Consider the following 23,670-nt stretch of genomic DNA (forward strand, 5'->3'; position numbering starts at 1 on the left):
CATATTATTATGTTAATTACTTATTGTTTTGCTCTAACCATAGCGGACCGAGCAATCCTGCCGGCAGTAATGTATCCTCCTGTTTCCGGTATTTTGCATTTGTCCAGATACCTTCAAAAGGTGCTTTGCCCTCATCTGCCCCCTTCAAGGCATTTGCCCATGTGTTTGTTACTTCTATTTCAAGTTCATTTGTTCCCTTTTTCAGAGCTGCAGTGATATTAGCCCGATAGGGAGCTGTCCAAACAGTTCCACAGTCTATTCCATTGACATAGACGGTAGCCAGATTGTAAACGGTTCCCAAATGCAAATACACTTCTTGACCTTTTTGCTGTTTATTCTTCCAAGAGAAAGTGGTTTGATAAATAGCAGTTCCGGAATAGTATCGAATCTGCTTGTCCTCTTCTTTGCTCCAGTCGAAAAGTTCCCTTCGAGCGACAGTTTGATTGTCAGCCACAAATGTTACAGTATATTTTTCCGGTTCTATCGCTATATTCTTGGACTTTTCAGTCGGCTTATCCTTGCTTTTTTGTACTCTTTGCAACGGGGCTTCCTGTCCTTTTCCTTCATTGTTCTCCGTTATGGGATATACAATGAAAACAGATTCATTGGGGGCCAATGTAAGAGTCACTTCCGTCCGGCTATCTTTTATCTGATAGGCAGGATGGGCATTCATCTCGCCCGTTACCGGATTCCAACATTCCGGCTTTCTATTGATACGCATACTGGCAGTGAATGTACGCGTTTCCCCCCGCTGGTTGGCTATGAAATAAATATCACCGAGCGCACCGCATCGATGTGTCCATGCAATATCTTCGGGCACAATCATATCACGTTCTAATCCATACTCTGAGAAATCATTTTCTGTATAAGGAAGAGAAGGAATTAACACTCCTGCTTCTTTTAACTCATTAACCTTCTTCTGTACTTCCGGAGATAATATAGGTTCGGGATTCATCGGACGTGGAAGAGGTAGTACCAGCACTTTATAACTAGCTCCTCCTGGTAGCGTTATTCTACCGTTTTCCGCTTTTGCCAAACGAAGCAGTGCGTCTTTATTAAAACTATCGTATGCATATCCGCGAAGTGGATTCACCCACTTTTCTGGATCTGCCATATTTGCCGAATGCGTAACGCCTACCGGACGTACTCTCAAAGGCTGTCCCTCGTTTGCCAAACGGATACGTTCGCTTGCCACCCGTTCATCACCGAATATTCCCGGGAGGGAGGGAACTAAACGTTCCGGCAGTACCGAACGTCTTGGTATTTCTTCGCCTGTAAAAACGGCTATATCGGTTACCGGACGCCCATATTGTAATAACGATTGGCAACGGGTAGCATATTCGGATAATGCTTTGGCACCTTTATTCCACCAAGTCTGGTCCCTTTGAAAGAAAAGACCGATACCATCCAATGTCATGCCGGGCTTACGATTCAGCCAAGGATTATGTACATATACATGATAGAAAAGGCGATTGATTCCCAATGCGTAGTTACGATCCAGCAATGCTTTCAGCATAGCGGGATATTCGTCCCATATCCCGCGTACTTCGGTGAATCCTTCAGCCTGAATAATATTTTTTCCGTAGATATGTGCTCCACTGATAGCATCAAGCATATCATTCGGTTTGTCATGTGTAGGACTGTTCAGCCAAAATTCTCCCATAGGAAGATCTACCTTTTGATAATGTAGTAAACCGTCGCTTATCATTGTCGGGGCTACACATTCGGCTGAGAACTGGCAATCGTATTCTTTAGCACAATCTGCTAATACTTGATAGAACACATCTACTACCAATTCAGCAATTGTTGTACGGACATCATGCAGAATTTTTTCACTTCGTTCAGCACTTTCTATCGGAATACCCGCCAACAACGGCAGATAAGGTATCAAGTCATAACCACGACGTTTCTGAAATTCTGAGGCAAAATTAGAATTCCAATTCTGACTTCCACATTCCCAGCTATCCACGTGCATATACTTCAATACACGACGCGCTACATCGGGGTTGGTCTTTACAAATGCTTGTGCGAACCAATTATCAAACTGTTTTCGTACTGTTACAGGATTAAATTTATCACATTCCAATCCCTTTCCCCCACCGGCTGTTGCATTCGTATGTCCGGTAGACGTATGCCCCATACGGAGTAATTTCCATTTTCCTTTTGGGAGAATAGCCGTCAATGTTTTCTCTTTAGAGGTATCGGTCGGAAGATTCTTATATTGATCAGTCAAGTTGATAATCTGTGAGAGTGAATAACAGTCTTTCTTTCCTATTTCCTCTTCTTTAGTAGATTCAGCAACACGCCATACCAGTCCGGCTTTTCCTTCCCACTGATTCAAACGGGCTTCTCTATGTAAACGCAGTTCTTTGATTTTCAAGTTCGGTTTCCATTTTGCTGCGTCCATATCTTCGCTTCCCGGTTCACTTCCTTCGGGTGTCCAGTAGAAACGGAAATAACGGGCAGTAGTTGCAGGAATTGCATGAGTGGAATTTTCATCCGTATTCTGCCATCCTTGACGGGCTGGTATCAACTGTTTCACAAAATGATAGTTAACCCCATCACTACTTGCCATTACCTTCAAACGATGTGCTTGATAATTGTTACCATTTAGAACGATCTCTATATTGCGGCAAGTAAACGGTTGTGCATATTCATATTGAATATAACAAGGATAGGAAGAGCGGATCACTCCTGCTGCATCCATATTCACTGTTTGAGCCGGTTTTATATTTTTCGTTGTTGTCAGATTGACACAAGTAATCTTTGTAGGCGTTTCGTCTGTTTCATCTTCTGTCGGTAGAGCAAATAGTGCAATGTCTTTGTAATAGCCTTCATAAGTTTCCGGCTTTGGCAGACGAATGGCGTTGAGTTTCCCTCCGTCTACAATCGTATCGCTCCATACTACTTTTTGCATTGACTCTTCCGGAGTAATCCAAGGACCTCCTGCTAATGCGAAACCGTCACAAATATGCATTCCGAGCTTCAACCCTAACCGATCCGCTTCTTCCATACTGAAACGCACCATTTTCCACCATTCAGGAGTCAGCTGTTGTGCTTTGCCATTATATTCTGCCCCTTCTTTAACTCCCTTGATTGGCATTAGATAAGTTCCTCCGAGCCCTGCATGTTTCATAGCCTCTAAATCCGCAGTAATTCCTTCTTTAGATACAACGCCATACATCCAGTACCAGAATGTCCAAGGTTTCGCTTCATCGGACGGGTGTTGGAATAGTTCACGAAGTGAGCCTGTTTGTTGGGCGTTACTTGAATATGCAACAGTCCATACCAACAAGGTAAATGCAAATATTTGTTGTTTTAGTCGGTTTTTCATTCCTTTCTATATTTTTTCTATAAAAAGGACGTAAATAGGGCTATTTTGTACTCATTCAAGGATAATAGTATTTATTTTACGCTCAAAGATGTTATTAAGAAACTTCTTTGAGCGTAAAATAAATACTATTATATGGCGGCAAATATCATTCGAATCGGAATACGATGCGTCCAGTCTTAGAACCGTCCACCCATTTAGGCTGCGAGGAAGGTCCGCATAAATCAGTAGAATTAACTTTGTTGCGCACCGGAGGGATCACATTCAAGACAGAAATACCACTTTCCGGAAGTGTATACAATAAACGATCACGTCCGTCACGGGGTTGATATATTCCGATATAAGAATTCGGAGTTTCGTTGGTCAGACTGATTAGGCCTTCTTTAGTGCGAATATTCATCCAGGAAACGTTACCGAAATAACCTTTAAATTCCGGATAGGTAAATGTTTCGCCCGGTATGGGATCGTTATAGTCATTTTCCCAAATATCGTACTGTGTACCATGAATACGATTCTGCCATACACGATAAGGTCCTGCTCCCAACCAACGTTTACTAAGTACTTGATCTTCGGGATAATCAAAGCGGATTCCCATCAGGTCTACTACACCCGAGAAATTATAAGTATAGTCAAGCGTAACTACCCCACTTGGATTGATTGTCCATTGAGCTTTATCCAAATTGCCCAATTTATAATGAGCTGTAACGATTAAGTTCCCTCTGTCTTCTTTTACATCCAAATTAGTAAATACGGCTGCATCAGGAAATTCGCTGTAAGTCCGGTCTTTCTCCTTTGCTTTCTCATCGTCATGGTTGTAGAACTGATCCAATGAACGGTCGGCACGGCGAGCGGCTATAAAACGAGGACCATTAGCAAAACTGATTTTACGGTTATCTATAGATACTCCTTTCAGTTGTCCGTCCACTTTGGAGAATACAAATGTGCGGTTATTTGCTTTTACTGTGAGTTCCTTTTCTGTTTCCGTATAAGTGGAGCGGTTAGATAATGGAGAATACTGTTCTATCGGTTGGTTCAGTTTATCTATAGGGAAAGTCCAACGCCAAAGTTCGTGTCCGTATTGATCAATAGCTGTCAGAAAGAGAGCGTCTGCATCGGAAAGAATGCTTGTTTTAAGATCCTGTATACCGGTAGCATGAGCCGCTACATCACTTCCTTGCACTTTACCCTCTTTCAGGATCTGAGTAGTAGCATTTGAAGTATCTGTCACTTTAGGAAACTTGACTTGTTTCCAAACAAATTGGCAGGTATTCAGATTTAGATAATCATAGCGGTTCTCTACTGAGAGTTTACCGTCAAATAGCCTGTCGATAGAAGTATTCATAATCTGTACAGGACTCCATAACTGCTTGATAGTGTAGTAGCTACCCTCCTTTTCGTGATGTGGTCCTACAATACCGTCTGCTCCAAAGTTTCCCTGATTATCAATGAAGCCATCCATGTCCACACGCTTCACTCCTTCATCTGCCAATACCCAAAGGAAACCACCGATACAACGGGGATGCTTGCGCATCATTTCCCAATAATCATATAATCCGGCACCATGACCGCCATCGTACAAACCATGCAAGAATTCTGTGGGCATGAAGATTTGCGGTAAACGCATATAGTTCTGGCTTTCTCCGTAAGAGCGGTAATGCATTGTTTCAAAACCGGAGAAGTTGCCTTGCGGGTGAATAACCGGACGTTTCTGCGGGTCGTATTTATGAAACTCTCCGTCCAATTCGGTATTCCATCCTTTTTCATTACCATTGCTCCACCAGATAATAGACGGATGATTCACATCACGTTCTATCATTCCCTCTATCAAGCGTACTCCGGTCGGAGTATCATATTTTCCATGCCACCCTCCTAACTCATCCATAACATAGAGCCCGAGAGAATCACAAGCTTCCAGGAATTCGGGGTCTGCCGGATAATGACTTAAGCGGACAGCGTTCATATTCATGCTTTTAATCAACAGGACGTCCTCGATATTTTTTGCCTTACTTAACGTACGACCGCTTTCCGGACGGAAACTATGCCGATTGACACCCCTTACATTGATACGTACCCCATTTATGTAAAGTCCGTCACTCTCGTGTACTTCAATCGTGCGGAAACCGAAGCTCTCAGTTTCATAATGTAATACTTTACCGTTCTTATCAAGCAGAGAGAATTGAGCTTTGTAAAGATTAGGAGTTTCCGCAGTCCACAAAGCCGGATTGGAAACTTTCAATTGCAAAGATGTCCAATCTCCTCCTGTCTTCACCGGTACGGTGGTTTCTGCCAGTTTCTGGTTTTTATTATCCAGAATCTGAGCGCGGATACTCATTCCATCATTGGAAATATTACTGTAACAATTGGCACGGAAAGTTCCATCCATCTGTGCATCAATGGCAATGTGCCGCAAATTAATAGCAGGTTTTACTTCCAGGAATACCGGTCGGAAGATACCTCCGAAATTCCAATAATCAGCACGGCGCTCGGCTAGATTTACACTAGCATTTTCACTTTCTTTGGCTACGGTTACTTCCAGCAGGTTCTTTTTGCCATATTTCAAAAAGTCAGTGACATTATATGAAAAACGATAAAACGCCCCCTGATGTTTCGAGCCGACCTTTCGCCCGTTCACTTTGACTTCCGTATCCGTCATTGAAGCCTCGAATACAAGATTTACTTGTTGTCCCCGAAACTTTTCCGGTACTTCGAATTCATACTTGTACATACCTTTCTCGTCAGCAACACCTTCCGGAAATGGTTTACCATAAAAAGTAATTCCATACTGATAAGTGCCGAATCCTTGTAGTTCCCAACATGATGGTACACCAATCTTCGTCCATTTGCCGGAGTTACGTCCGTCGGTACAGAAGAAGTCCCATTCTACCATGTCATCACAACCACGACCGGAAAGGTACTGTCGTTCCGTCTGCGGAAGATTCTGGGCGGTCAAAGTAGTTGCTAACGCTAAAGTCGATAATAAAGCGGTTACTTTTCTCATTGTTATTCTTGTTATTTTATTTTAATAATGTCATAGTTTACTGATCCGTATATGTAAAGTGTGTTCCTTCTTTTCAATTGCATATTTTTTTAGAACACCCGGTCCACAACTGCTATTGCCTAATCCGAGTACAGCTGCATCCAGACTCAAAATAACTTCTGCACGCGGTTTCAAACAACAGTCGTGAGTTTCTTTGTAGAGATCCTGAGCAGTATAGTGCAAGGCGGATGCAGAAAAAACATTTTCCACCGCATCAATGCGAATACCTTTATTGCGCTTATTCGTCAAGGTAAGATAACGTACTTCCTCTTTGTTACCGCTATCCTGTGGACGTGGATAATGTACATATTGTTCATCTACCGTTCCTTTCCATAGCCCTATGGCAGCAGAAGTCTTACGATCCGGATAATTGTCTTGTGGTCCTCTTCCATACCACGTAAATGTATTATAAGCAGGTGCTATGCCGAATGCAATTCCTAAACGAGGCAATTCGGGCAATGTCCCTTGTGGCATAAAACTTGATTTCAAATCAATTGTCCCATCCGAACAAATAGTATAGATGGAGGTTGTCGTCACTTTTCCCTCTTTATATAAATTATTTTTTCGTACTCGGACTACTACCGCACCGTCCGGACGTACTTCGTGACTGAAAGACTCCATGCTGACCTGCGGATTGTCCATTTTATGTAATTTCCAATCTTTAGCCAACCAGTTTCCAAAGCTTTTATCATTGTCTGTCGGAGCACGAAAAACCTGTGTTGACGGTTGAATAGGATAATCATCGGAACTGTGTAACATCTCTTTTCCATTATAGATAAGGGAAGTCATCGTTCCTGTTTGAGTTTTCTTCCATTGAACGGAAAAGTCACGTCCACTGACCGTGAAAAGCCGACCATCCTCTTTTATCTTTAACCTTCCTTTATTTACAAGATCAGTTGAGATTAAATCTCCTTCCTGCAGGCAGAACTGTTCCCAAGCGATCTCGTGTCCTGCTTTAGCCCAAAGAGCATCGGATTTTAGGACGATACTTACCTTTAATCGATAGTCGGAAGCAGGATTTGTCATGCTGTTCTGTGTTCGTTTCCTGTTTAAAGAACTCTCACCTGATAATGAGCGGAAAGTCGGCAAATCTATCGTCTGACTCCCTCCGGGAGCTATTTCCGGTAAGGTAATTTCTCCCTGCTCTTTCTGCTTTCCATCGATTGACACAGTCCATAGGCAACGATATTGAGACAAGCCGGTGTGGTGATTCCGGTTCGTCACTTTCAGTTTCCCGTTTTCCATTTTTAGTTCGACGGGTGCATACACTTTCTTTACTTCCCAATATTTAGGCGTAGTTTCACGCTCGCTCATCAGCAATCCATTAAAGCAGAACGCCTTTAAATTCGGTTTATCACCAAAATCACCACCATAAGCCACCATGGTACGGCCATCTGGTAAAGTTTTGTAGATTCCCTGATCTACCCAATCCCATATAAAACCACCCAGCATACGGGGATTGCTATATATCTCATCCCAATATTCTTTGAAATTTCCCAATGCATTCCCCATGGAATGTGCATATTCACTTGTCATTACCGGACGGTCGTCATTGGTACGTTCCGCAATCTCCAGCAACCGTTCCCAACGTGCATTTTCAGCGCGTTCTTTATCCTCTCCTTCGGCAATACCGGGATTCAAGTATTCTTGTTTCACCCGGGTATAAAAGCGGCTGATAACATCGACAGTTTTCGGGTCAGGATCGCCATCCACTCCTTGTGCTCCTTCATAATGTACAGGACGAGTCGGGTCAAAATCATGCAGCCATGCAGAGATAGCGGCGAAGTTCGGTCCATAACCACTCTCGTTTCCCATGCTCCACATGACGATGCTTGGATAATTCTTATCACGCTCCGCCATACGAACTGCACGGTCCATAAATGCTGCATGCCAGTCGGGAGTGCTTGCCAATGTTCCGCGCAATCCATGTTCCTCTATATCCGCTTCGTCCATTACATACAGTCCCAAGCTGTCGCATAACTCATACCAACGGCTGACGTTCGGATAATGACTGGTACGTACTGCATTTATATTCGCCTGTTTCATTAAAAGAATATCCTGAAGCATTCGTTCCTCGCTCATGACACGTGCCGTTCGGGGATCATGTTCATGGCGATTTACTCCACGAAAACGAACCGGACTGCCATTCACCAACAGTTGTCCTTTTTTGATTTCTACAGAACGGAAGCCCACAGCTTGTTCTATCCGTTCCAATACTTTTCCTTCCTCATTTTGCAAGGTTAAGTGCAGCTTATAAAGATAGGGCGTTTCTGCCGTCCATCTTTCCGGTGATTTTATAACGGCTGATAAACGTCCCATTTTACGAGGTCCCCGTTGCGGATACCATTCATTCATCCGGCTTGCTTTATGCTCCAAATCAAGTATATCTTCCACATCGCCTTTCAATGCAACAATTTCTTTGCCTGAAGCATCTTTTAATACTCCTTGCAGAATATAACCTTTACCGGTCATTCCTCTATACACACTGAATTGCGGATCAATCTGCAAAATAAAGTCTTTATAATTACCGGCAGATGCAGGCAGAGTGCGTATAGCATAATCACGGATACGAATGTCCGGAGTATGTATCAGGTGAATACTGCGGTGAATACCTCCAAAACGCCAGAAATCCTGATCTTCCAGGTAGGAACCGTCACTATATCGGTAAACTTCCAATGAAATCTGATTTTCTCCGGATTTCAGATACTCCGTGACGTTAAATTCACTCGGTTCCATACTGCCTTGGCTATACCCTACCCGTTCGCCATTGATCCAAACATAAAAGGCACTCATTACGCCCTCAAACCGTAGAAAAGTCTGCCCGTTTGCTTCCCATCCGGCTGGCAAAACAAATGTACGGCGATATTGTCCGACAGGGTTTCGTTCTTTATACGTGGTATAGTCAGTTTTGGGTTCTCCCATCACTCGTGGAGGATCTATTTTGAACGGGTAACCTGCTGAAACATAAATAGGCGTACCATATCCGTTCACTTCCCAGTTTGCCGGAACAGGAAAATCTGTCCAGCTTTTATCATCAAAGTTTATCTGATAGAAATTCAGGACTCTTTCATTGGGAACAGGAGTCCAACGGAATTTCCAAGTTCCATCCAAAGACATCGAACAGTCTCCTTTCTGTATAGAGAAAGGGATAAAAGCGGCTCTTGCCGGTTCACGATTAATCTGAAGAACATGATGATTCTCCCAATCATGTATTGTTTGTGCCTGTATTGGGCTAACAAACAAGACACCAAGCAGTAAAGTATATATTTTCATTCGTTCTTTTTTCTTCATATCAAGTAGACGGACGAAAGGGCATTTTGTACCCTTTTCTTTTACAGAAATATTAAAGAACAATAAAAGGAGTAACACTCTATAAAGAAAAGCTTTACCTTGTGGAATCTAATTACTTCTAATATTATTATTATGAAAAAAATACTATTGAGCAGCATCTTTTTATTAAGTAGCCTTGTTTCACAAGCACAGCACGAGTATACAATTAAAGGTGAGGTAAAAGGAGTGAAAGATGGAACTCCCGCCTCTTTATTTCTGACAGATGGACGTGTAGGAAGTGTGGTTGCCACGGATACGATACGTAATGGCACTTTCTTTTTCAAACGAAATGCAGGAGAAAGCGGTTTAGATCATCTGTCTCTCATGTGTCACAGTGCGGATTTCCCTCCAATGGCATTAGATATTTATGCCATTCCTGACGCCCAAATTAAGATAACAGGTGCAAATTCTCTGATTTATACATGGAAGGTAGACAGCCCGGCAAAAGAACAACAGGAACACAATAGATTCATAGAAGACTCTCGCGATTTATGGGACGAATTTCAACGTTTAGCAGTCAAAGAAGATGGCATGCGTTCTGCTTCGGAAGCTGAACTGAACACAATACGTACAAAGACTGATAGTATATTAGCCATTATCAGCCAGCGGGAACTGAATTTAATGAAGGAAGTCGCTATTACCAATGTCTGGATGGAAAAATTACTTCGTTTAAGTATGTCTTTGAAATATAATCCCAAGTTTACCCATAGAGAAGAAATACTGGCTTTGTATGACAGACTAAACGAAGAACAGAAAGCCTCCATCGAAGCACAAGAAATTAAGGTTAATCTCTTTCCTCCTAAAACGGTGAAAGAAGGAGACGATATGGCAGATGCCGATCTTTACGATTTGAATGGAAAGGTACATCATTTAGCTGATTTCAAAGGGAAATATATGTTACTTGATTTCTGGAGCAGCGGTTGTGGTCCCTGTATCATGGCTTTACCTGAAATGAAAGAACTTCAAGAGCAATATAAAGATCGGCTCACTATCATTAGTTTGAGTTCGGATACTCAAAGCAGATGGAAGGCTGCTTCTGCACAACATGAAATGACCTGGCAAAACTTGAGCGATCTGAAACAATGCGCAGGGCTATATGCCGTATATGATGTCAACGGTATTCCTAATTATGTTCTTATCTCTCCTGAAGGCAAAATAATGAAGATGTGGTCGGGTTATGGTGAAGGCAGTCTAAAATTAAAAATACGTAGATATTTGGATGCGGCAAAACGAGAGATGAGTATCACTCAAGACGCTAATAAAAAAATTGTTAACCATCCAAAGTTTGAATCAACCAATACTGATATCCTCGAAGTGAAACAAGTAGAATTGACTGATACAGCTACTATCGTTCATTTTTATGCATATTACATACCTAAATACTGGATACAAGTAAGTAAGAATGCTCAACTAGTAGATGGGATGGGTGCATCATACACCTTACAAAAAGCAGACGGTATTACTCCCGGTGAGCATTTCTTTCTACCGGAAAGTGGAAAAGCCGAATTTTCTCTGACATTCAAACCATTACCTCTCGAAACAAAATTATTTAATTTCACGGAAGGAACAGCCCAAAACGACTGGCAAATAAATGGGATAAAACTTAGTAAGTAGAGAAATAGAATAGAGGTGTGTCCAAACCCTTATAAATTGAAAGGGAGTTTTTGACACACCTCTATTTTGTTATTGAATATCCAACGCATCAAAAGCGAGCCCATCCATCTTTTCTGCCGAAAGTAATACTTTATAATGTCCGGCATTGATAAAGGTTCCGGTAGTGGTGCTCATCATCTTCCATTTATCCGGTGTCTCCGGGAAGGTCAATACATCCTCTTTCAATACCACCCCTTTCGAATCTATGAACTTCATGATGACAGGCATTGGTTTTCCGGTAGTATTCATATACTTAAAGCGAAGCGCATACACTTGAGCCAGCCCGGTAGAAACATTCCACTCAATGCTGTTCCCTTTTCCTTTACCAAAGAATACTCCCATCTGTTTACGATGTTCTTTCTTTTGGAATTTACCTTTTAGTGTAGCTGTTTCCGCTTCGTATGATATACTGACACGGGCGTTCTTGTCCTCAGGAAGCAACTCTTTTGGAGTCTTTTCCATCACTTCTTTATCTGCCTTTTCCCAACTCCAATCGGATGCTGGGAATACCGTCGGTTTCAGTTCCTCATTTGTGGAAGCAATAGCGATACCCGAAATCAAGGCTTGACCAGCTTTCACTTCCGGGAAATGAATTCTCAACATTCCCCCTGTCACTGTGGCATATATCACCTTCTTGCAAACTCCGTCATGACCACTTTCTGCCCAGATATCCAAGTCGTCTAATACGACAGAATCATTCACGGCAACATCGAAGATACGCAGCCCTTCACAGTCGGTAGAAGCACTTCCGCCTGTGCCATGCCAGGGTTCTGTGAAATACAGTTCAATACGATAGGTTCCATCTGCCACAGGGAAACGATATTCCAACTGATGACGCCCGAAACGGAAATGTTGGAATAACTTCCAGTCACGAGTGCCACGAATCGGATCATTGGTAGTACGTTGGCTGGCAAGATATGAATTCAGATCCTTGAAGTTTTCTGCCCATGAATGGGAATAGTTCGTATTATCCTGCAACCACAACTGTCCGAAACTATCCGTATAATCATCTCCTCCGCAATTTAGACGATATAGATAATTATATCCTGCCTCTCCTTTCAATATTTTTTTATCGTCCTGATAAAGAAGTTCGAAATTCGGGGCCTGTTCCAAACCCTTGAACACTATCAGGTCTTCCGCTACCGGTTTGCCTTTATAATATCCCACAGCACGAAGTACATTATAGCGAATATCCCGGTTTTCCCACATAAAATGAGTGCCCACTCCATTGTTCTTTTTACGTCCGAGGAAGGTTGCCTTTTCACTTGTCATATCATTGTAAAGCAACACTGAATCACAATTACTGTAAGCCTCTATAGTAGCACGGCGACGTCCTTTCTCAAAACGGTCAGCCCATGTATGGGATACAAGATAGACCATCGGATCTTTGGCTGCGGAAACATAGTTGGCACGATACATATAATACACATCCAACGGTTCTTCCCACGGAGTAACCAATCCTTTGTAATTGAACGGACCGACTTTATCTATTTGGCGATATGCTTCATCCGGTTGGCGACGTCCGGGATTGTCATGGCTGCTGTATATCCACTGAAACTGTCCGCAAACACTATCTTTAACCTGCTCCGCCAAACGGATTTTGGTTTCCATCAACTGGCACATACGGTCTTCACTCCACACACCATTCACTTGGAAATCTCCCGGTTCCGTATGCAAACCGATGCTTCTCCATGCTCCATATTCCCCATTCAATAATTGGTTGGCTTGAGAAAGTTCCCGACTATATTTAGTCACATCTCCCCCATACGTACCGCTCCAATTCTGAATCACATTCCAGTCTGTACCTTCACCGCCATTACAAGTTGTAATGACACGCATTGTCTTTGCAGTCGGGTCCATCTCACGAATAATATCACTGCATTCCCGTGCAAATTCACGAGGTAAAGTACTTTCATTCTGTAATCCCCACATTACCACTGAAGGAGAATTGCGACGTTCTTTCACCCATTGACGAAGTAACTTTTTGAAGTTCTCGCGAAACTCCGGAGTATCATACCATACATGAGCAGATAATTGTGTCCAGAACAGGATTCCCTCTTCATCCCAATACTTCTGATAGTCGAGATGATGGGGCTGGTGAGCATCCCGGAATGCATTGAACCCGGCCGCACATATCTGTTTTACTCTTGCAGCCACCTGTTCATTGCTGAATGCATGGCTCTGTCCAAACTGATGTTCGTACTCGCATACCCCATTAATAAACACCGGTTTTCCATTCAGGTAAAAACGTCCATCTCCATCATTCCGTTTGACAGGCCAGCTAATGGTACGGATACCAAACGGTGTTGAGATTTCATCCGTAGTTTTTGTATCACGCTTAATCATACTGGCTAGTTTATAGAGATATGGATTTTCTGTATCCCACAAAACAGGTTTCTCGACAGGAGCTTGCTGGCGAACGACTTTCATTTCTCCCGGAGCCAAAGTTACTTTCTCCACCAAACGGAACACTTGTTTTCCATCGGCATTGCTTAGTTTATTAACCAACTCTATCGTTTCTGTTGCCTTACCATAATTCTTAACCTCCGTTTCAACAAATACGTTAGCAGCCTTTTCATCATTCCAGATGTGTACACCAAAAGGTTCTATACGAATTTCATCGGTCACCTCCAGCACCACAGGACGGAAAATACCGAAGGGCTGTGACCCTTCACTGAATCCCCATTCCGATGAACATCCACCACATACCCAAGGCATATCGGCAATCATTTCCGGATGCTCGGCTTTTACTTCCAGACGATTTGTTCCCTGCTTCATTGCATCTGTAACGTCCAAGGTTAATGTAGTACGTCCAACAGGATGACGTCCGAAGTCCGTTCCGTTTACTTTAATGGTAGCGTATGTACCCACTCCATCAAAACGAAGGAAATATCGTTTCCCGGATTTTATATCGACGGTGAAGTCTTTCACATACATGGCAGTTCCATGCATATTTCCATGTGTCAACTGGCGATATCCATAATAATCATCCCAATTATGAGGGATATTCACCGTCTTTGCAAGCATCATAAAATTACCTTTCAAATGAGTCGCCTCTGTAATCCAAGTCTTCCAACCCTCATTCAATGTAGTGATTAACCGACGATTTTTAATTTCCGGTTTCGGAAAGCGAACCGCCGAACGTCCCATCGGCTTACTGGTAGCGATGGCAATGCCACGTTGCTCTGCGTTGTTTACCGCACAATAAAAATGATAAACCACTCCATCATGCTTTACCACATAACTCTTATGAGCAAACAATTCATCGTAGTTCTTGGAAGGGATAACCAGGTCGGCTCCTTTCCAGTCAGTCCAGTTCACCAAATCATAGCTGGCGGCAAACGTATTGAATGCCTTATATTTACGCGAAGGTTCAAAAGCTGAGAAATAGAACATCACATACACATCTCCCATCTTCTGGATATATGCATCTCCCGTAATCGTTCCATCCGCTTCATGTGCAAAGACCGGATTTCCCGGATAACGTTTCCAGGTCTTCATATCCTTGGAAAGAGCGATGCCGACACGTTCTCCTTTTAAATCCGTTTCCGGATGACGGCCACCTGCATTGTAATACATTACAAACGGAGCGCCCAACGTTTTATCCTTATCCCAATAAACAGTACTCTTATATTGAGTCAGTTTCTCCCACCATTGGGCATCTTTATCATGGATGCTCAAGATCGGTTTGTCCAGAGATTCCCATTCGTGGGCAGTAGAAATATCTCCTTTTGTTGATGCCAGTCCGATGTAAAGCGGAGCTTTCACTGCTTCGTAGCCGGTGCCTTCGCCACCGATATACGTCATCCAATGGCGGCCTTTATAAGTTTGAAGTTCATAGCTTCCACCCCATTCCATATCCGGTAATGCAGGAAAGCCGCCACGCTGGTTACAGTCCCATTTTCCATCCCGATAAGAAAGAATTCGTCCCAAAGTACGCCATTCAAGCAAATTGTCGCTTTCCGCTATCCATGTCTCGTATCCGCGTCCGTCCGTTCCACTTTTACCGTTATAGACGACGTAGGTCATCAACCACTTGTCTCCCTGACGGAAAACGGTAGGGCAATCGATCTTATGATGATTGTCTGCCGGTGCGATGGCAAGACCGTACTTATACGGTGTCTTCACCTCTTCATAAATCTGCTCCATCCGTTCCTGCGGGACTTCGTGTTGCGCATACAGAGAAAAGGTAGTGGTTATACTAAAAACAGTCAGCAATAACTTCTTCTTCATGATACTTTTTCTAATCGTTTAATACTTAAATAGTGCATAACCATTAAATGATAATTTATTTTTCACCACAGAGGACACGGAGGACACAGAGGTTTACTATTTTTGAGTAACAAAGAGTCTTACGTATTTATAATCGTATTTATCGCTCTGTTTTACTTACGGAAAAGAGAGAGAAGAACTCTGTGTCCTCCGTGTCCTCTGTGGTGAAATATTAGTAAAATAACCAATCCATTGTTTCTTCATCCCCGGCAAGTCCGGCATTACGCACCTTCATCTCTACAGCAGTAAATCCTAGCACTTGCAGATAACCTTTGGGTAACATCAGTGTATGCTTTCCGGCCGGAAAACTATATGCATGTACATTTGCCAAAGGCATTCCGTTGATACGGACAGCATTCGTCAACACAGGTTCCGCCTGACCGTAATCATTGGCTGATGCATCGATTTCCAGTTTTGGAGCCTTTGCATACTTTTTCTGGTCATCTTTGAAATAGGCTACTAATAATTTCACCGGAGCATCTGTTTCGAAAGTGATACTCGTGCCTTTCTCTCTCTGCTCGTTTCCTTTGAAACGAAGCGCTTTCATTCCTTTCAATTCAGGAGCTACTGCTTCTATCTTACCCGGAAGATCGACAAATAAAGAAGTACCCTCCTCCACTTTCACTGCCGGATAATTAGAGATCAGTTTTACGTTTGCAGGAGCCCAGGCAGCAATCTCTACAGTTTCAGCCACCGCATTTCCATTCTGTTTTTCTTTCAACAGGGCGAGATTAGCTTTGAAGTTCTCCAATTCTTTTTCGTAGTGTACCAGCAATTCTTTCCAAGTCTTATTCTTTCCATCATCTCCACCGATAGGAATACGACGTTGAGCTGTCTGCATACTGTTGGCATACAAGTAATGTTCGTCTGTCAATTCCACCAATTTACGATAATGCTCCAGGCTTTGTTCCATCAAAGGAATAGCTTCTTCAAGGTTTTTGATGTCTTTGCCCCATTGATAATCCAATACCAGCTTGGCGGCTTTCACTTTCAGGTTGAACGCATACGCAAATTCACGATAACAATGCATATCATTTTGTAAACGGGCAAATTCGTCCTTATTTGAAGATACGGAGGCGGCCGCCTTATCAATAGCCGCTACTGCCTTATCCCCGTGCTCTATTACTTGAGCAACAATATCCAAAGGCATTTCACCTACATGAGGTTGCTTTTTCCATTCTTTCTCTACATATTCTATCAGCTTCTCCCCTTCCGGTCCGCAACTTTCATAGAATCCCGGATAGATGGTATATTTATATGGATTGACAAGTTGGCTCATAAACATACCCAGCAATAATGTCTGGCGATTTCCCTCTGTGATACCGAAACGACGTAATAGCTTTGGAGCAATCTCACCACTTTCTTCATAAGCTACGCGGATATTGTTTGCATTCTCGTCAGATGTTCCATAGAACTTCCCTAACTGATGGTTCCAGTAGCCCATCTCATCTGTACGATCGCGATGGCAATTCCATGCATAACGTCCCCATGTCTGATACCAAATCCAGTCACGATCCAATTGGAACTCACGTTCGTTGTTCGGCAATTTATCAGCCGTATAGGGCCAATCCCAATAAGAAGCCTGCGGATAAAGATGCAGTGCATTGGCACCGTGTACATTATGCATGGCAGTTACCGCTTTCTGTACGAAATCCGGAGAGCCCCAACGGAACGGTTCCAGATTGGCCAGGATATGTACGTTACTGATATGGATGGAACCCAATGAACTCAAATCCGTATGTATTTTCGACCAGGGGCCACGAGGTTCGTAAGTTGTCAACGATTCACCATTATATTTATGCATCGTATAAAGATTCTTATAAAGCGGCAATGCAGCATCCATCACCAGTTTACAGTCCGTGTCGTGTGCACGCAACAAAAGAGGCGGTTCATCCGTACGTCCCAATGCCTGTAATCCGTCTTTCACTCCGGGAATAATTGTTTTTGTAAACCATTCCACATCATCCTCTACCGTACACATCGCTTCACCCAGGCAAACAAGTAGTCCTACATTGGGATATTTTTCTATGAAAGCGGCAATACTCTTGCGTGTATAATCGGCAATCAAAGGAGTAATAGGACGATTACGATCCTGTGTTTTCAGCCCGTAATGTTCAGCAAAAGGTTTGGAAAGAATAATATTATAAAACATCTGTATCACAAAGATACCGCGCTTGTCCGCTTCTTCTGTGAGGAAAGAGAACATTTCTTCATTCTTTTTGAATGTTTCTTCATCTACTTCCAGTGCAAACGGATAATCTTCCAGTTTCACCAAAGAAGCAAACGGATGCCCATTCCAGAGATACAATGAATTCATGCGATTGGCAACCAGCATATCCAAATATTTAATCCACTGTTCTTTATCATAAAACCAAGGGAAACTTTCCGGAGTATACGGATATTCATATACACCATGTCCCGGCAGGTAGGTCATCTTCTGTAATCCTACACAAGCCCCACGCAATACCATTTCAGGACCGTCTTTTAATTCTTCCGGGAAATTCAACCGACCATCCGAATCATTCACACGGTCTATCAGTTCGCGACATCCGTAAATGACGCCACTCCCATCTCTGCCGGACACTCTGGTCAGATTGCCGGTCGTCGAAATATGAAAACCTTCTTTCTTGAGTGTCGTGTCATTCACTTCCGTCAGCAAGATTGTTTTGATTTCGGGATCGGAGAATGTAGTGTCTCCCTGTTGCATCATTACCTGATAACCGGCTTTATCCAAGGTAGCCTGTAACTGCTCCGCACCAAACAAAACACGATTTGACGCATCCGGCGGAGTCATAATCTTCACGGTTTGCCTGCCACACGCTGCTAAAAAAAGTGTGCATGCCGCAAACATGAATAATCTGGTATTTTTCATTCTTCTGATATATATTATAGATTATATAATTCACTTCTTAACTAAGAAGAAGACGAAATAATCTCCTGTTTGTACTCATTTGTCTGTTTTTTCATTTTTCGACACCATGCTTCCACTTTCGTCTTTCCAGCAATCATCGCAATAGACAGGCAGCTTTTGCTCCCTGCTGTCAAATAGGTGGTCATTGGTTTCTGTACTTTCATGTTATAATCATTAAAAGAACTTGGTTTTTCTCACTTCTTTTGTTAAATTGCCATACCGGTCATAGTCGTATGTTATCAGACATCTCGCCTCATCGTCGACTCGGACTACTCTCATATCTTTTCCATTTTTAGTGTATACGCTATCTGTACTATTACCCATGAAAGGAGAGCTTGTCACGGTTACATCCATATCTTTCTCTTTATACCGGATATGAAGTATTTCAAAGCCATCGGTAGCGTAGGTGTGCTCTACCTGTTTACCGTTATCGTTGTATTTCCTAATAACCATATCAATCTCCCCATTGGTGAAGTATTTTTCAATTAAAGTATCATTTATGGTATTGTACGTATGGTATTTAATGAATTGCTTGTTTTTTGATTTTGGTATGGATTGCAAATCCTCTTTGTCAGGAATGGTATCAAAGAAATAGGTTTCTTCAGTCTGAGAACTGTTGAAGTCATGCCTGATAATCTTAAACAAGTAGTCTTTGTGATAAAAGCACCATTTTTCGTAATTATCATTAATGTCAATATCGATAATCGGTTTACCGTTAAGCCGTTGTATCATCCGCGTATACTCAAGCTGCTTTTTATCATCATCCCGATATTGGTAGAAATAATAGTTAATTGTATCTTTATTGTTCCTAAGCTCAATAATTTCTTCAGACTTATCTTTATAATAGGTGGTTCTTATTATATTTCTTTTCGGTTCACTTGTCTCAGTGATGGAATAGAGACTGTTATTCTGATAAGTGTATGTATGTAAACCGGTATATATATTTACCGAAGTCAGTACGTTCGACTCGTACATCAATTGTTTTTGGGTAATTTTCACTGAGTCCAGCTTTCCTTTGGAGTTGTATATATTTATATATTCGTTCGTTTCAACAATGTCAAAATCTTTACTTTGCCTCACCGCTTTGGTACAACTGCAAACGATGACAAGCAATGTGCAATATAGCAACACTCTTGATTTCATGATATTTAATACATTATTCATTGATTTTATAGTTTAAAATAGCTTTTATATTGATTGCTTATTCCGCTTCTATTCACTTTCTCCATCTATTGGTTGCTTTTCCTCCCATTGATAGTCTATTAAAGGAAACGTGTTATATCTACTATCTACATATAAATAATTACTTATTATTTTTTTCTTTTGAATATCAGATATTGTCCAACGGGCAATATGTTTCATAAGGATTTGATTCGGTCTTTGTGCAACTTGTAAATAGGAACGGCACAAGTAATAGTATAGCGATTTTCATAATTTTAGTTAGTAACAATGCACTTATCATAATCCATATTTTATTTCTCATATTACAAACACTCCTTTATTTCTGCCATCACTTATTCACCCTTTATATGTAGTTTTCGTTCGTAACTCACGGTAATACCGTACTATTTCATCATCCTTATGCTTCTCATAAAAATTAGAATCTCTTTCATCATATAAAATGTAATCCTTTGTTTTACACCCGATATAATCGGCATCAGGTTCTGTCCCCAGATTATAACTTATGGAAATCTTCCATTTATCAGGACTTTCTTTTATGGGAGCAATGCAAATAGCTCCTATATAGGTTTCATTACTGTTGCATTCTACATTCCTTTGTTTCTCTAAATGAAATTTCCGGGTAGCACAGGTGTTTTTCGAAAATCCCATAAAATAGTATGTTATATCTCCTTGCTTCTTTAAATCAGCTAAAGATACGCCTGCTGTATCATAATAGTTTATCATCATTTTCATGCGCTCCAAAGTATCCTTAGGAGGATGTGCCACCAATATTTCCTCGGTATAGATATAGGTACTGTCTCTTCCTCTTCGGTTTATATCCAAATCTTTACCATCAGTTATATGAATAAACGGAGGTTGCAATACGTTGGAATAAAAGAGTCCAATACTTCCAACAATGATTACGGATATCAGTATCAATCTAACTGTCTTTTTATATCTCATTATTTTCTGTTTTTTAATTACCATAATTCTCCCGGTTTATAGGGGTTAGAATCCATTATATTTTCATGCCATGCTTCTGTGAAGAAAGGATATACCACACACTCTTCCGTATCGTCGTAATCCTCGTCATCGCACAGAGCTTTAGCAATATAGATACTAACGGTTTCCTTATCGTCCGCTTGCAATTTCAGACAATAAAAGTCTCCTTCAAGAATTCTTTTGTAAGATAGCATGGTAAACGTATATTTCATGTGATTACTGATGCTTTCTGCCGTGAGGTTTTGCAAAGCGAGCCGGAATGTCTTTTGAGGATAAGAGGAGTTCAGCCACCCGCTTAATTTTCCGGCGATAAACCGAGCATCGGCGGATGTTATCGGGCGGGGGTGCGGATTGTACAATTTGTAGCGGCCGATTACTTTGTATCCTTTTGCTAACAAATCGTCCACTTCGACGGGCCCCCTTTGGGTTAAAATGTAATGTATATCCAATATGTTCTCTGCTTCCGGTATGTAACCGGATTTCCAATCAATAAGTTTATAACTGACCACTAAGGAGTCTTTACCGAATTTTATGAATAAGTCTTTTCCCTTGTAGGTGTCAATGTCAAGGAGTTGATACTCAATGTCTATTTCATAACGGATGCCGGGCATCGAATCCTCTTCATTCACAAAATAGGATTCTCCCAATAGGTTCAGTATTTCCCGGTAAGTCATTCCTACCTTCAGACGGTTATTTACCAAATCGTCAACCATGAACTTTCTGGAATAATAATGTCCGTCCCATTCGTCCCAACCTTTCCGGTTGAATGGAATGCGATGATTTGTGCAGCCGGTTTGCATATTGACAAACATAAATAGCGACAATAGAAAAAGCAATCTATTTTGCATTTTGTGGCTTATAGGTATTTCTACTTTTTTTCTTTTCTTCATTCTCTCTCCCTGATAATGTTTGCACTTAATTAAAATTCCCATTTCCAATTATTATATCCTTGTAATAATCATTTGTCTTCCACTCAAGAAGTATCTCTGGATCGGTCTGGATTGCTTCCAATATAGTGGGGCATACGGTATCTTTACCATTAGAATAATACTTATTGTATAAGAACTGTAATGTGGGGATGCAGTGTGCTATGATTTCACGACGTTCGTCAGCATTGAACTCTTGGAAAAGAACATCTTGTCCGTCATTACCTGCAACCAATGGGGCTTCTACACAACAGCGAATATAATTTTCTAACATAGAGTAATATGTAGTAATATCTTTACTGGTTAGATTTACAACCGTTGATAACAATCCAGCCCTAATATCCAATTCTCCATAGATATCGTGGGCTGCAAATAAATGATTGTAATTACTATAGTTATCATTGTTTTCTCGCAATATTTTTCTGTTTATAATCTCCTCTTTGTCAAAACCAAAAATATAGAGTAAATCGTAGACAGGATAAAAGTATTCTTCTCCATTGACTAATTTTGCTAAGCTTGCTTTGTTGTTTTTCAACAAATAGTTGTTCCAATGATAATCAAACAAGTCAAAATATTCACGATTAATAAAATAGTCTCCTGATTCATTGGATTTAACAAATGATTGTGGTACAGGCATGTCCGAACATATAATTCCTAAATTTCGGTAAAAATAGACATCATTCTTATTAATAGCATATTCATATTGTAGGTCAGGATTACTTACGAAATAAGCTGTATAGTCCTTCCGCTTTTGAAATTTATTATCAATGGGGTATTTATGACCATCCAAGTCTATTCCGAGAATATACTTTACACGCTCAACATATTGCGAATCTACAACAGGTTGCCAACCACATTTTTCGAAGAGTTTATTTAAAATAAATATACCCAATTCTTGATCTATATCTTCAAAAACATAGGTTTCAAATCCTTCTTCCTCTTCTTGTTTACGAATGACCTTTATTCTGTCGAGTATCTCTTGCCACTTTTCTTCTGTAATGTTTAGATCTTCAGGTTTTAAATATTCTGTTGAATCAGTTTTTATTTCACTGTTAATAGTGTTGTTTACTGATTTATTTGATGAGGGATTACATCCCATAACTAAAATTGCAAGCACTGCTATTGAAATCGTTTTTAGTTTCATAATAAAATATTTTTTCGGATTTTGAATTACTTCGCAATGCTTGTTGTCATTTTGTCGGACAACAATAATAGCGAATATAACAAATTATCGACTTGCCTTTGAAATACTTTCCTTTCTGATTTTGCCGTCAGATCCGATTTGATAGCTACCTAATTTCTCTTTATAGACCTCTTCATAAGTATTGTCCGTTTCATTGTATACTATTTCTGCGCTGAATTTCGCAATATTGAACTCTTTATCTATACGGAATGAAATTATACCGTTATCGGTTGATTCGCCTACTTTCAAATGGTCAATTATTTTACCTCGCTCGGCATCAACGGTCACGACCAGATAGCTGTCGTTGTCTCCTAAGGATAGACAAAGTAATACCGGAAGAATATTCTTATTTCTGAACGGAAGCGTATGACACGTATGAAATTCCGCACCCTCGAATCCGAGTGCTTTTAAGAAAGAGATCAAACTATCGGCAGGTTGATATCCTGGATTTTCGCCATTTTGTATATATTTATAATAGCTGTAGAATGAAACAGGCAAGGGTATCGCCACGGTCTTCACATCATCCGGTAATACCAGTAACTTATTCAGTGCAAGATACGGTGTACCGCTAATCTCTATCACATTCGGTTTGTCTTGTGATGTCTTCTGACATGAAGGCAAGTTGGTTCCCGAACTGGTATTCCCGACTCTTTGTTTGGACGTATTTTTACATCCCGTAAACGCACAAACTGCCGATAAGGCTGCAATCATTATAATCTTGTTCATATTCTTTGGTTAAATTGTTATATCGAAATCTCCTGTTCACTCTTTGACTTGTTCTTTGTACATCGTTTTCGTTCCTGCAACTCATGATGGTATCGTACGATTTCATCATCCTTACTTTAAAGTCCTGTATTCACGTGT

The 23,670-nt window shown here is 41.2% G+C and carries 13 protein-coding genes; 1 reads left to right on the forward strand and 12 read right to left on the reverse strand.

Annotated features, from left to right (window positions below; all coding sequences use genetic code 11):
- Positions 1–16 precede the first annotated feature (16 nt).
- The 3 genes from ACNOGP_RS15880 to ACNOGP_RS15890 form a co-directional block, all read right to left on the reverse strand.
- Entirely contained in the window at positions 17–3,334 is a 3,318-nt protein-coding gene (locus ACNOGP_RS15880; protein ID WP_418213169.1) for a glycosyl hydrolase, read from the reverse strand.
- Positions 3,335–3,479: 145 nt separating this feature from the next.
- Positions 3,480–6,329 (reverse strand): glycoside hydrolase family 2 protein, encoded by a 2,850-nt coding sequence (locus tag ACNOGP_RS15885; protein ID WP_418213170.1) that lies wholly within the window; start codon positions 6,327–6,329, stop codon positions 3,480–3,482.
- 30 nt (positions 6,330–6,359) lie between these two features.
- The gene (locus tag ACNOGP_RS15890; protein ID WP_418213171.1) at positions 6,360–9,659 is read right to left on the reverse strand and encodes a glycoside hydrolase family 2 TIM barrel-domain containing protein; all 3,300 of its coding nucleotides are present in this window, start codon (positions 9,657–9,659) and stop codon (positions 6,360–6,362) included.
- Between the two features lie 126 nt (positions 9,660–9,785).
- On the opposite strand from ACNOGP_RS15890, the gene ACNOGP_RS15895 reads away from it, so the two are divergent.
- Complete coding sequence (locus tag ACNOGP_RS15895) at positions 9,786–11,312, forward strand: redoxin domain-containing protein (RefSeq protein WP_418214767.1); 1,527 nt, start codon at positions 9,786–9,788, stop codon at positions 11,310–11,312.
- Positions 11,313–11,381: 69 nt separating this feature from the next.
- On the opposite strand, the gene ACNOGP_RS15900 is transcribed toward ACNOGP_RS15895, so the two are convergent.
- From ACNOGP_RS15900 to ACNOGP_RS15940, 9 genes are all read right to left on the reverse strand, one after another.
- Positions 11,382–15,584 carry a beta-d-glucuronidase/beta-L-arabinofuranosidase gene (locus tag ACNOGP_RS15900; protein WP_418213172.1) on the reverse strand — a complete coding sequence of 1,401 codons (4,203 nt, stop codon included), beginning with the start codon at positions 15,582–15,584 and terminating at the stop codon, positions 11,382–11,384.
- Between the two features lie 211 nt (positions 15,585–15,795).
- Entirely contained in the window at positions 15,796–18,495 is a 2,700-nt protein-coding gene (locus tag ACNOGP_RS15905; RefSeq protein WP_418213173.1) for a hypothetical protein, read from the reverse strand.
- A 41-nt stretch (positions 18,496–18,536) separates the two neighbouring features.
- Complete coding sequence (locus ACNOGP_RS15910) at positions 18,537–18,698, reverse strand: hypothetical protein (protein WP_418213174.1); 162 nt, start codon at positions 18,696–18,698, stop codon at positions 18,537–18,539.
- 10 nt (positions 18,699–18,708) lie between these two features.
- A complete protein-coding gene (locus ACNOGP_RS15915; RefSeq protein WP_418213175.1) occupies positions 18,709–19,698 on the reverse strand; it encodes a hypothetical protein in 990 nt (329 codons plus the stop codon).
- 48 nt (positions 19,699–19,746) lie between these two features.
- A complete protein-coding gene (locus tag ACNOGP_RS15920) occupies positions 19,747–19,896 on the reverse strand; it encodes a hypothetical protein (RefSeq protein WP_418210679.1) in 150 nt (49 codons plus the stop codon).
- Between the two features lie 156 nt (positions 19,897–20,052).
- Positions 20,053–20,658, reverse strand: a complete 606-nt coding sequence (locus ACNOGP_RS15925) for a hypothetical protein (RefSeq protein ID WP_418213176.1) — start codon at positions 20,656–20,658, stop codon at positions 20,053–20,055.
- A gap of 17 nt (positions 20,659–20,675) precedes the next feature.
- Positions 20,676–21,587, reverse strand: coding sequence for a hypothetical protein (locus tag ACNOGP_RS15930; RefSeq protein WP_418213177.1), 912 nt, complete (start codon positions 21,585–21,587; stop codon positions 20,676–20,678).
- 25 nt (positions 21,588–21,612) lie between these two features.
- Complete coding sequence (locus ACNOGP_RS15935) at positions 21,613–22,767, reverse strand: hypothetical protein (protein WP_418213178.1); 1,155 nt, start codon at positions 22,765–22,767, stop codon at positions 21,613–21,615.
- Positions 22,768–22,851: 84 nt separating this feature from the next.
- Positions 22,852–23,532, reverse strand: coding sequence for a hypothetical protein (locus ACNOGP_RS15940; RefSeq protein ID WP_418213179.1), 681 nt, complete (start codon positions 23,530–23,532; stop codon positions 22,852–22,854).
- Positions 23,533–23,670 lie beyond the last annotated feature (138 nt).

Origin of the sequence: Bacteroides difficilis (genome assembly GCF_048319815.1) — a bacterium.
Lineage (GTDB): Bacteria > Bacteroidota > Bacteroidia > Bacteroidales > Bacteroidaceae > Bacteroides > Bacteroides zhangwenhongii.

What these genes read in the sequence shown, in the direction of transcription:
- ACNOGP_RS15880 (WP_418213169.1), bottom strand. Translation starts at nt 3,334, where the DNA reads ATGAAAAACCGACTAAAACAACAAATATTTGCATTTACCTTGTTGGTA.
- ACNOGP_RS15885 (WP_418213170.1), bottom strand. Translation starts at nt 6,329, where the DNA reads ATGAGAAAAGTAACCGCTTTATTATCGACTTTAGCGTTAGCAACTACT.
- ACNOGP_RS15890 (WP_418213171.1), bottom strand. Translation starts at nt 9,659, where the DNA reads ATGAAGAAAAAAGAACGAATGAAAATATATACTTTACTGCTTGGTGTC.
- ACNOGP_RS15900 (WP_418213172.1), bottom strand. Translation starts at nt 15,584, where the DNA reads ATGAAGAAGAAGTTATTGCTGACTGTTTTTAGTATAACCACTACCTTT.
- ACNOGP_RS15905 (WP_418213173.1), bottom strand. Translation starts at nt 18,495, where the DNA reads ATGAAAAATACCAGATTATTCATGTTTGCGGCATGCACACTTTTTTTA.
- ACNOGP_RS15910 (WP_418213174.1), bottom strand. Translation starts at nt 18,698, where the DNA reads ATGAAAGTACAGAAACCAATGACCACCTATTTGACAGCAGGGAGCAAA.
- ACNOGP_RS15915 (WP_418213175.1), bottom strand. Translation starts at nt 19,698, where the DNA reads ATGAATAATGTATTAAATATCATGAAATCAAGAGTGTTGCTATATTGC.
- ACNOGP_RS15920 (WP_418210679.1), bottom strand. Translation starts at nt 19,896, where the DNA reads ATGAAACATATTGCCCGTTGGACAATATCTGATATTCAAAAGAAAAAA.
- ACNOGP_RS15925 (WP_418213176.1), bottom strand. Translation starts at nt 20,658, where the DNA reads ATGAGATATAAAAAGACAGTTAGATTGATACTGATATCCGTAATCATT.
- ACNOGP_RS15930 (WP_418213177.1), bottom strand. Translation starts at nt 21,587, where the DNA reads ATGAAGAAAAGAAAAAAAGTAGAAATACCTATAAGCCACAAAATGCAA.
- ACNOGP_RS15935 (WP_418213178.1), bottom strand. Translation starts at nt 22,767, where the DNA reads ATGAAACTAAAAACGATTTCAATAGCAGTGCTTGCAATTTTAGTTATG.
- ACNOGP_RS15940 (WP_418213179.1), bottom strand. Translation starts at nt 23,532, where the DNA reads ATGAACAAGATTATAATGATTGCAGCCTTATCGGCAGTTTGTGCGTTT.